This window comes from Mycobacterium sp. (genome assembly GCF_051006775.1).
In the GTDB taxonomy this organism is placed as follows: domain Bacteria; phylum Actinomycetota; class Actinomycetes; order Mycobacteriales; family Mycobacteriaceae; genus Mycobacterium.
In genome coordinates this window covers 16,777-27,125 of the sequence record NZ_JBPCSX010000214.1, presented here as the reverse complement: position 1 = coordinate 27,125, position 10,349 = coordinate 16,777, and the positions used below count along the sequence as shown (strand labels likewise).

The window sequence follows — 10,349 nt, the reverse complement described above, 5'->3', positions numbered from 1 at the left end:
GTCACGGGCAGCGCTGAGCGCCCGGACCACGGGCAGGGTACCCGTCACGCCGACGGGTTAGGAAATCGTGCGCTGCGCCGCAACACCTTATCCGGCAGCCGATCCGTGCGAGAATCGAGGGGGTCGGCCAATCCTTCTCCCCCGATCCTTCACCCCTAATCGTTCACCCCTTGGAAGGTCCGTCATGAACGTCATCGCAGCAGCCGCCGCCGTCGCGGGAATCGCCGCCGCAACCCTGGGCTCGGCCGGTTACGCCGCCGCCGACAGCACGAATGCCGCCGACATCGTCGCGCAACTTCAGGGCCAGGGCTACACCGTGCAGTTCAACATGCCCTCGGAGATGAACCTGTCGCGGTGCACCGTCAGTGGTGTCAGCGGACTCACCGTGATGATGATGAGCGACGGCAGCCTGATGTCGATGATGGCGCCACCCGGCAGTCGGGGCACCGCCTACGTCACACTGAACTGCCCGGACAGCAACAACTAGGCCCGATCAGGCCTTGACCGTAGCCAACGCGGCCGTCCACACCTTCTGGTCGCGGGCCTCACCGGGCTGCTTGCATTCGGCAAACCGGATGACTCCGGTGCGGTCGATGACGAAGGTTCCCCGATTGGCAAAGCCGGCCTCGGAGTTGAACACGCCGTAATCCTCGGCGACCTCCCCGTGCGGCCAGAAGTCCGACAGGACCGGGAAGGTGAAGCCGCTTTCGGTCGCCCAGATCTTGTGCGTCGGAGGCGGACCCACCGAGATCGCCAGGGTGGCGGTGTCGTCGTTGTCGTAGTCGGGCAGGTTGTCCCTGATCTCGTCAAGTTCGCCCTGGCAGATACCGGTGAACGCCAACGGGAAGAACACCAGCAGGACATTCTTCTTGCCGCGGAAGTCGCTGAGCGTCACCGGCTGGCCGTTCTGGTCCTTGAGCGTGAAGTCGGGAGCCTCGGCGCCGGTTGCCAGTGTCATCTTCTAGCGCCTCCCAGCAGCTTTCGACTTCGGCTGAACGAGTCGGCTTCCGATCCAGTCACCCAGATTGGCCGACGACGTCTGCATCAGGCCCGCCGTCGGTGCGGACTCGGCGATCTCGGCCGGCAGCACATGCCCGGGCTTACCCGTCTTCGGCGTGAGCACCCAGATGACGCCGTCCTCGGCCAGCGGCACGATGGCGTCCATCAATCGATCCACGAGATCACCGTCATCGTCGCGCCACCACAACAGCACGACGTCGATGACCTCGTCGACATCCTCGTCTAGGAGTTCGGCACCGCAGGCATCCTCGACGTCGGCGCGGATGTCGTCATCAGCATCGGCGTCCCAGCCCAACTCCTGGACCACCTGATCTTTGTGGATGCCCAGCCTCTGGGCGTAGCCACGCCCGCTGTCACCCTCGGCGACCACCTCTGGAGACCTCCTCGTTCGTGTTCGTTCGCCATATCGTCGCACGCGGCTTATCGGTAGGTGGCATCGCACATCCGCAACGCCGTCGAACGGGCGTCGTTCAGTTCGTCGATGATCTGGTTGAACTCTTTGGGCGAGGCCTGCCGGTCGATGGCGTCCGCGGCCGTCCGCGCCCCGTCCACCCATGCGGTGAACGCCTCCCGGAGTTCGGGGGGTGCCGCATCGTTGATGCTGCCCTCCACTATCTCCGCACTCTGATTCAGCGCGTCAGCCGCCGGCCCCTCGGTGCTCGCCACATCGCCGCCCTCGTTGTTGAAGGCGCCGACGTAGGCGTTCACGGCGTCGATGGCGTCTGCACTGCTGGTCGAGAGCGTCTCACAGGTTGCGTGCACCGCCTCGGTGGTCAGCGAGGCCTGCCGCTCGGACTCCCGCGCGCTGGAACTGGCCGCCGCCTGCGATGACGACATCGAGACCGAGGTGCGGTAGATGGGGGCATCGGCGGCGTTGACGGCCGCATCGCCGCCGGTGACACTGGTGCAGCCCGCCACGCTGATGGCCACAACCGCGGCACTGCCCATCATCAGACCTGCGCTCTTGATCAGCACAGGGGCAGACGTTACCGGGTGTCGGGCCTTCCCGCGCGGAGCATGACGTCGGCGGGTGTGACCGATTCGTTCCGCTGTGCTCGCCAGTATGCGGCGTGAGCGGCCCCGGTGCGGCACGATAGGACCCGAACTGCCACCGCCATCGAGGAGTGCGAAGTTGACGACTCATTTCGCGAGCGAAGATCGGCCCCAAAGCTCGCTCGGTCCAACCGAATCCGAACGGATCCGGGTCATTCGCGAAGGCGTCGCGTCATATCTGCCCGATATCGACCCCGAAGAGACCGCGGAGTGGCTGGAGTCCTTCGACGACCTGCTGTCCCGTTCCGGGCCGGCCCGGGCCCGCTACCTGATGTTGCGGATGCTCGAACGAGCCGGTGAGCAGCGGGTGGCCATCCCCGCGTTGACCTCCACCGACTACGTCAACACCATTCCCACCGAGATGGAGCCGTGGTTCCCCGGCGACGAAGAGGTCGAACGCCGCTACCGCCGGTGGATCAGGTGGAACGCCGCGATCATGGTGCACCGGGCACAGCGGCCGGGGGTCGGGGTGGGTGGACACATCTCCACCTACGCCTCCTCCGCGTCGCTCTACGAGGTCGGGTTCAACCACTTCTTCCGGGGCAAGTCCCATCCGGGTGGCGGCGACCAGGTATTCATTCAGGGCCACGCCTCCCCCGGCATCTACGCGCGCGCCTTCCTCGAGGGTCGGCTGTCCGCGGACCAACTCGACGGTTTCCGGCAGGAGCACAGTCACCCCGGCGGCGGCCTGCCGTCCTACCCGCACCCGCGGCTCATGCCGCACTTCTGGGAGTTCCCCACGGTGTCGATGGGGCTGGGCCCGATGAACGCCATCTTCCAGGCGAGGTTCAACCACTACCTGGATGACCGCGGTATCAAGGACACCTCCGACCAACATGTGTGGGCGTTCCTCGGCGACGGCGAGATGGACGAGCCGGAGAGCCGTGGGCAGATCCAGATCGCGGCCAACGAAGGACTCGACAACCTCACCTTCGTGGTGAACTGCAATCTGCAGCGCCTCGATGGCCCGGTGCGCGGCAACGGCAAGATCATCCAGGAACTCGAGTCCTTCTTCCGAGGTGCGGGCTGGAACGTCATCAAAGTCGTCTGGGGCCGCGAGTGGGATGTTCTCCTGCACGCCGATAAGGACGGCGCGTTGGTGAACCTGATGAACACCACCCCCGACGGTGACTTCCAGACCTACAAGGCCAACGACGGCGCCTATGTGCGGGAGCACTTCTTCGGCCGCGATCCGCGCACCAAGGCCCTGGTCGACCGGATCTCCGACGCCGATATCTGGGGCCTCAAGCGCGGCGGTCACGACTATCGCAAGGTGTACGCGGCCTATCGAGCGGCGATGGAGCACAAGGGCCAGCCGACGGTGATCCTGGCCAAGACCATCAAGGGCTACACCCTGGGTGCCCACTTCCAGGGCCGCAATGCCACCCACCAAATGAAAAAGCTTGCGCTGCAAGACCTTAAGGACTTCCGCGACGCGATCCGCATCCCGATCAGCGACGCGGAACTCGAAGAGAATCCGTACCTCCCGCCGTACTACCACCCGGGCAAGGAGTCACCGGAGATCCGCTACCTGCTCGACCGGCGGCGCTCACTGGGCGGATTCATCCCCGAGCGGCGCACCAGGTCCACGGCGCTCGCGCTGCCCTCGAGCGAGGTCTATGCACCGCTCAAGACCGGTTCGGGCCAGCAGACGGTGGCCACCACGATGGCGACGGTCCGGGTGTTCAAGGAACTGCTGCGCGACCCGGGCATCGGCAAGCGGATCGTGCCGATCATCCCCGACGAGGCGCGCACGTTCGGCATGGACTCGTGGTTCCCGACACTGAAGATCTACAACCGCAACGGCCAGCTGTACACCGCCGTGGACGCGCAGCTGATGCTCGCCTACAAGGAGAGCCCAACCGGCCAGATCCTGCACGAGGGCATCAACGAGGCAGGCTCCACGGCATCGTTCACGGCGGTGGGCACCTCGTACTCGACCCACAACGAGCCGATGATCCCGGTCTACATCTTCTATTCGATGTTCGGCTTCCAGCGCACCGGCGACGGGTTCTGGGCGGCCGCCGACCAGATGGCTCGGGGTTTCGTGCTCGGCGCGACGGCCGGGCGCACCACGCTCACCGGCGAAGGGCTGCAGCATGCCGACGGGCACTCGCTGCTGCTGGCCTCCACCAACCCGGCGGTGGTGGCCTACGACCCCGCGTTCGCCTACGAACTGGCCCACATCGTGGAGAGCGGCCTGTCCCGAATGTTCGGGGAGAACCCGGAGAACGTCTACTTCTACATCACCATCTACAACGAGCCCTACCACCAGCCGGCCGAGCCGGCCGATCTCGACGTGGAGAGCCTGCTGCGCGGGATCTACCGGTTCCGGGCCGCCGCCGAGACGCGCAGCAACACCGCCCAGATCCTGGCCTCGGGGGTCGCCATGCCCGACGCGCTGCGCGCAGCGGAGATGTTGGCGCAACGCTGGGATGTCGCGGCCGATGTGTGGTCGGTGACCAGCTGGAACGAACTGCGCCGTGACGGCGTGGAGGTCGAGAAGCAGATCCTGCGCCATCCCGACCAGCCGGCCCCGGTCCCGTTCGTCACCGAGGTGCTCGGCAGGACCGCCGGCCCGGTCGTGGCGGTGACCGACTGGATGCGCGCGGTGCCCGAGCAGATCCGGCCCTGGGTGCCCAATACCTACGTGACGCTGGGGACCGACGGGTTCGGCTTCTCCGACACCCGGCCGGCGGCGCGGCGCTACTTCAACACCGACGCCGAGTCGGTCGTGGTCGCCGTCCTCGAGGCGCTGGCCCGCGACGGCGATGTCGACCCGTCGGTGGCCATCGCCGCGGCCCGGGAGTACCGGATCGACGATGTGATGGCCGCACCGGAGCAGACGTCGGACCCCGGAGTGGCGTAGGCCACGACCATTGGACCCGGAGTGGCTTAGGCCACGACCGCCGGACCCGGGGTGGCTTAGGCCACGACCACCGGACCCCGGAGTGGCGTAGGCCTTTGGTGGATTCAGCCAAAAATTGGCGTAGGTTTTAGATATGTCGGACAACCCGCGCTCGGCCCTGCCGGCGCGTTCCCCGCTGGCGCTGCTGGCAGACGTGCCGGAGGCCACGCTGCGCCGACTCAAGGGGTACTCGGGCCGGCTGGCCACCGAAGCCGTCCAGACCATGGAGAAACGGCTGCCGTTCTTCGCCGATCTGGAAGCCTCCCAGCGGGCCAGCGTGCAACTCGTGGTTCAGGCCGCGGTGGTCAACTTCGCCGAGTGGATGCGCGACCCCACCAGCCACGTCGGCTACACCGCGCAGGCATTTGAACTGATTCCGCAGAACCTGACCCGCAAGATCGCGCTCGCGCAGACCGTCGAGATGGTCCGGGTCACCATGGAGTACTTCGAAGAGGTCGTCCCCATGGTGGCCCGCAACGCCGACCAGCTCAACGCCCTGACGATCGGCATCCTGCGCTACAGCCGGGACCTGGCGTTCGCGGCGGCCAGTGCCTACGCCGATGCCGCCGAAGCGCGCGGGGCGTGGGACAGCCGGATGGAGGCCAGCGTGGTCGACGCCGTGGTCCGCGGCGACACCGGGCCGGAACTTCTGTCGCGGGCGGCCGCCCTGAACTGGGACACCACCGCCCCGGCCACCGTCGTGGTGGGCCCACCGCAACCGGGGCGCGAGGACACCGCCGGTGAGGACGTCCGCGAGATCGCGGCCCGCCACGACCGGTCCGCGCTGGCCGACGTCCACGGCACCTGGTTGATCGTGATCATCTCCGGTCCGCTGTCGGTCACGGACCGGTTCCTGCAGGACCTCTTGACCGCGTTCTCCCCGGAGCCGGTGGTGATCGGGCCGACCGCCCCCATGCTGACCGCGGCGTATCGCAGCGCCGCCGAGGCCATTTCGGGGATGAACGCGGTGGAGGGCTGGACCGGGGCACCCCGGCCGGTATCGGCCCGCGAGCTGCTGCCTGAGCGGGCCCTTCTCGGGGACAGTTCAGCGGTTGCGGCGCTGCACAGCGAGGTCACCCGGCCACTGGCCGACGCCGGTCCGGCGCTCACCGAAACCCTCGACGCCTTTTTGGACAATGGCGGCGCGATTGAGGCGTGCGCGCGAAAACTGTTCGTTCATCCAAATACCGTCCGTTACCGCCTGAAACGAATAGCCGACTTCACCGGACGCGATCCGACGGTTCCACGGGATGCCTACGTCCTGCGGGTAGCCACCACGGTCGCCCGGTTGGCCTATCCCGTCACCCCGATATCGGTGCCGCAGAGCAGAGCAAATACCTCCCCGGGGCAGCTGACGCCACCCCTGGTGGGCACCGGTCGGGACCTCTGGGACGGCGGTCAGATCGCGGGGCGGTAGCACCGCGACCTCGGACGCGGGGGTTTTTGTAGGATTCCTACAAAAACCTAAGACAAGGTTCATAATGTCTTACACCTCGAAAATGAGCGTTCACAGTGTTCTCTTAGAGATGTGATTGCGCTGCTTGCGCCCGGACAGGGGTCGCAGACTCCGGGCATGCTCGCCGAATGGCTTGAGCTGCCCGGCGCCGCCGACCAGATCGCGCTGTGGTCGCAGATCAGTGGTCTGGACCTGGCCACGCTCGGCACCACCGCCACCGCCGAGGAGATCACCGATACGGCGGTCACCCAGCCGCTCGTCGTCGCGACCACCCTGCTCGCCTACGCCGAACTGGCCAAGCGCGGTCTGCCGGCCACGACGGTGGTGGCCGGGCATTCGGTCGGCGAAATCGCCGCCTACGCGATCGCGGGCGTCATCTCCGCCGATGACGCGGTGAAGCTGGCCGCGGTCCGCGGCGCCGAGATGGCCAAGGCCTGTGCCGCCGAATCCACCGGAATGTCGGCGATCCTCGGTGGCGATGAGGCTGAGGTGCTGGCCCGGCTCGAGGAGCTCGAACTGATTCCGGCCAACCGCAACGCGGTCGGCCAGATCGTGGCCGCCGGCGCGGTGGCGGCACTGGAAAAGCTGGCCGAGGATCCGCCGGCCAAGGCCCGGGTGCGCGCATTGGCCACCGCCGGGGCGTTCCACACCCACTACATGGCCTCGGCTCTGGACGGATACGCCACAGCGGCCGCCGGTGTCACGGCGTCGGATCCCAACACCACCCTGCTGTCCAATTTCGACGGTCAACCGGTGACGTCGGCAGCCGACGCGATGGACAAACTCGTCGCACAGCTGACCCGGCCGGTGCGCTGGGACCTGTGCACCGAGACCACACGCAAGCTCAACGCAGACGCGATCGTCGAGTTCCCGCCCGCGGGAACGCTGGCCGGTATCGCCAAACGAGAACTTCGGGGCGTTCCGACGCATGCCGTCAAAACCCCCGCAGACCTGGACGGACTTGCCGGGCTCTGACCGCCGGCGCCGACCAGACACCCAAGAAAAAAGCACCACCCCCCTGTTTCACGAAGTAGCACAACCGATTACGAAGGGAGCCACACAGTGGCCGCCAGTCAGGATGAAATCATCGCCGGTCTCGCCGAGATCATCGAAGAGGTGACCGGGATCGAGCCCTCCGAGGTGACCCCCGAGAAGTCCTTCGTCGACGACCTCGACATCGACTCGCTGTCGATGGTGGAGATCGCGGTGCAGACCGAGGACAAGTACGGCGTGAAGATCCCCGACGAGGATCTGGCCGGACTGCGCACCGTCGGTGACGTCGTCGCCTACATCCAGAAGCTGGAAGAAGAGAACCCCGAGGCCGCCGCCGCCCTGCGCGACAAGTTCGGCGACAAGTGAGCAGGCCTTCCACTGCTAACGGCGGCTTCCCGAATGTCGTGGTGACCGCCGTTGAGGCGACCACGGCACTCGGTGCTGACATCGACAGCACGTGGAAGGCGCTGTTGGCCGGCGAAAGCGGTATCCGGGTCCTCGAGGATGACTTCGTCACCAAGTGGGACCTGCCGGTAAGGATCGGCGGGCATCTGATCGATCCGGTCGACGACCACATGGGCCGGCTGGACCTGCGACGTATGTCGTATGTCCAGCGGCTGTCGAAGTACCTCGGCATGAAGATGTGGGAGTCGGCCGGCAGCCCCCAGGTCGACCCGGACCGCTTCGCGGTCGTCATCGGCACCGGTCTCGGTGGCGGCGAGAAGATCGTCGAGACCTATGACCTGATGAACGAGGGCGGTATCCGCAAGGTCTCACCGCTGGCCGTTCAGATGATCATGCCCAACGGCGCGGCCGCGGTTCTGGGTCTGGAACTGGGGGCGCGTGCCGGGGTCATCACCCCGGTGTCGGCCTGCTCGTCGGGCTCGGAGGCCATCGCCCACGCGTGGCGGCACATCGTCATGGGTGACGCCGACGTCGTGGTCTGCGGTGGTGTCGAGGGCATGATCGAGGCGCTGCCGATCGCGGCGTTCTCGATGATGCGCGCGATGTCGACCCGCAATGAGGATCCGACCGCCGCCTCGCGGCCGTTCGACTCCGACCGGGACGGCTTCGTCTTCGGTGAGGCCGGCGCGATGATGATCATCGAGACCGAGGAACATGCCAAGGCCCGCGGCGCCACGCCGCTGGCCAGGCTGCTGGGGGCGGGTGTCACCTCCGACGCCTTCCACATGGTGGCTCCGGCATCGGACGGCCTGCGGGCCGGCGGCGCGATGAAGCGGTCGATGGAGACGGCGGGCCTGTCGCCCGCTGACATCGATCACGTCAACGCCCACGCCACCTCGACCTCCATCGGCGACGTCGCGGAAGCGAATGCCATCCGGGTCGCCGGCGTGGATCACGCCGCGGTGTACGCGCCGAAGTCGGCGCTGGGGCACTCGATCGGCGCCGTGGGAGCACTGGAGTCGATCCTGACCGTGCTCGCACTGCGTGACGGAGTCATCCCGCCCACGCTGAACTACGAGACGCCCGATCCGGAGATCAACCTCGACGTGGTCGCGGGCGAACCCCGCTACGGCGACTACAGGTACGCGATCAACAACTCCTTCGGGTTCGGCGGACACAACGTCGCACTCGCCTTCGGACGGTACTGAGCGCCAGAGAGGACACATCCGGCACGATGGCACCGCTGACTACCGGTAACGGCCTTCCTGACGTCGTCGTCACCGGCGTGGCGATGACGACGGCACTGGCAGTTGACGCCGAAGACACCTGGAAGAAACTGCTCGACCGACAGAGCGGGATCCGCACCCTCGAAGACCCGTACATCGAGGAGTACGGCCTGCCGGTGCGGATCGGCGGCCATCTGCTCGAGGACTTCGAATCCGAGCTCAATAAGGTTGAGCTGCGCCGAATGTCCTATCTGCAGCGGATGGCGACCGTCGTCGGTCGCCGGGCGTGGGAAAACGCCGGTTCACCGGAGGTGGACACCCGCCGCCTGATGGTGTCCATCGGCACCGGCCTGGGTTCGGCCGAGGAGTTGGTCTTCGCCTATGACGCCATGCGCTCCCGGGGGCTTCGCGCGGTGTCGCCACTGGTGGTTCAGATGTTCATGCCCAATGGCGCCGCCGCAGTGGTCGGTCTTGAGCGGGGCGCGAAAGCCGGTGTCAGCACGTCGATCTCGGCCTGTGCCTCGGGCTCCGAGGCGATCGCCAACGCCTGGCGCAACATCGTCTACGGCGAGGCCGACATCGCCATCTGCGGCGGTGTGGAGACGAAAATCGAAGCGGTGCCGATCGCCGCCTTCGCACAGATGCGGATCGTGCTGTCCAACTCCAACGACAACCCGACCGGGGCCTGCCGTCCATTCGATCGCGACCGCAACGGCTTCGTGTTCGGCGAGGGTGGGGCGCTGCTGGTGATCGAGACCGAGGAACACGCCAAGGCCCGGGGCGCCACCATTCTGGCTCGCATCATGGGGGCCTCGGTGACCTCGGACGGCCATCACATGGTCGCTCCGGACCCCAACGGTGAGCGGGCCGGTCATGCGATCAGCCGCGCCGTCCAACTCGCCGGCCTGCAACCGGCCGATATCGACCACATCAACGCCCACGCCACCGGCACCAGTGTCGGCGATGTCGCGGAGGGTAAGGCCATCAATAACGCGATGGGCGCCCATCGGCCCGCGGTCTACGCGCCGAAGGCGGCACTGGGACATTCGGTCGGCGCGGTCGGCGCGGTGGAGTCGATTCTCACCGTGCTGGCACTGCGGGACGGAATCATCCCGCCGACGCTGAATCTGAGCAATCTCGACCCTGCGATCGACCTCGACGTCGTGGCCGGCGAACCCCGATCCGGCAGCTACCAGTACGCGGTCAACAACTCATTCGGATTCGGCGGACACAACGTGGCCCTCGCCTTCGGCCGTTACTGACACAGACTCGTTGCCAATTCAGACTC

General features: G+C 66.8%; 10 protein-coding genes. 7 read left to right on the top strand and 3 right to left on the bottom strand.

Translation table 11 applies throughout. From position 1 onward, the window contains the following. Window positions 1-184 precede the first annotated feature (184 nt). Entirely contained in the window at window positions 185-487 is a 303-nt protein-coding gene (locus ACR2JI_RS15470; RefSeq protein ID WP_526391514.1) for a hypothetical protein, read from the top strand. A 6-nt stretch (window positions 488-493) separates the two neighbouring features. Here the strand turns inward: ACR2JI_RS15470 and ACR2JI_RS15465 are convergent, their stop codons facing one another. Genes ACR2JI_RS15465 through ACR2JI_RS15455 form a run of 3 tightly spaced genes read right to left on the bottom strand, consistent with a single transcriptional unit; the run spans window position 494 to window position 1,995 of the window. Beyond that, a complete protein-coding gene (locus tag ACR2JI_RS15465) occupies window positions 494-958 on the bottom strand; it encodes a peroxiredoxin (protein WP_526391512.1) in 465 nt (154 codons plus the stop codon). Between the two features lie 3 nt (window positions 959-961). Further along, window positions 962-1,390: a DUF3052 family protein gene (locus tag ACR2JI_RS15460; protein WP_526391510.1), complete on the bottom strand. Its 429-nt coding sequence runs from the start codon at window positions 1,388-1,390 to the stop codon at window positions 962-964. A gap of 50 nt (window positions 1,391-1,440) precedes the next feature. Continuing rightward, a complete protein-coding gene (locus ACR2JI_RS15455; protein ID WP_526391508.1) occupies window positions 1,441-1,995 on the bottom strand; it encodes an Rv2240c family protein in 555 nt (184 codons plus the stop codon). Window positions 1,996-2,152: 157 nt separating this feature from the next. Here ACR2JI_RS15455 and aceE point away from each other — a divergent pair, with 157 nt between their 5' ends. The 6 genes from aceE to kasB all read left to right on the top strand — a co-directional run bounded on the left by aceE (window position 2,153) and on the right by kasB (window position 10,323). Next, entirely contained in the window at window positions 2,153-4,942 is a 2,790-nt protein-coding gene (gene aceE / locus ACR2JI_RS15450; protein WP_526391506.1) for a pyruvate dehydrogenase (acetyl-transferring), homodimeric type, read from the top strand. Window positions 4,943-5,075: 133 nt separating this feature from the next. After that, the gene (locus ACR2JI_RS15445) at window positions 5,076-6,398 is read left to right on the top strand and encodes a PucR family transcriptional regulator (RefSeq protein ID WP_526391504.1); all 1,323 of its coding nucleotides are present in this window, start codon (window positions 5,076-5,078) and stop codon (window positions 6,396-6,398) included. Window positions 6,399-6,509: 111 nt separating this feature from the next. Beyond that, on the top strand, window positions 6,510-7,412 hold the full coding sequence (locus ACR2JI_RS15440) for an ACP S-malonyltransferase (RefSeq protein WP_526391502.1): 903 nt from the start codon (window positions 6,510-6,512) through the stop codon (window positions 7,410-7,412). 87 nt (window positions 7,413-7,499) lie between these two features. Beyond that, window positions 7,500-7,796 carry a meromycolate extension acyl carrier protein AcpM gene (acpM, locus tag ACR2JI_RS15435; RefSeq protein ID WP_526391500.1) on the top strand — a complete coding sequence of 99 codons (297 nt, stop codon included), beginning with the start codon at window positions 7,500-7,502 and terminating at the stop codon, window positions 7,794-7,796. Beyond that, the gene (kasA, locus tag ACR2JI_RS15430; RefSeq protein ID WP_526391498.1) at window positions 7,793-9,043 is read left to right on the top strand and encodes a 3-oxoacyl-ACP synthase KasA; all 1,251 of its coding nucleotides are present in this window, start codon (window positions 7,793-7,795) and stop codon (window positions 9,041-9,043) included. Before acpM ends, kasA begins: the two co-directional genes overlap by 4 nt. A 26-nt stretch (window positions 9,044-9,069) precedes the next feature. After that, the gene (kasB, locus tag ACR2JI_RS15425) at window positions 9,070-10,323 is read left to right on the top strand and encodes a 3-oxoacyl-ACP synthase KasB (RefSeq protein WP_526391496.1); all 1,254 of its coding nucleotides are present in this window, start codon (window positions 9,070-9,072) and stop codon (window positions 10,321-10,323) included. The last annotated feature ends 26 nt before the right edge of the window (window positions 10,324-10,349 follow it).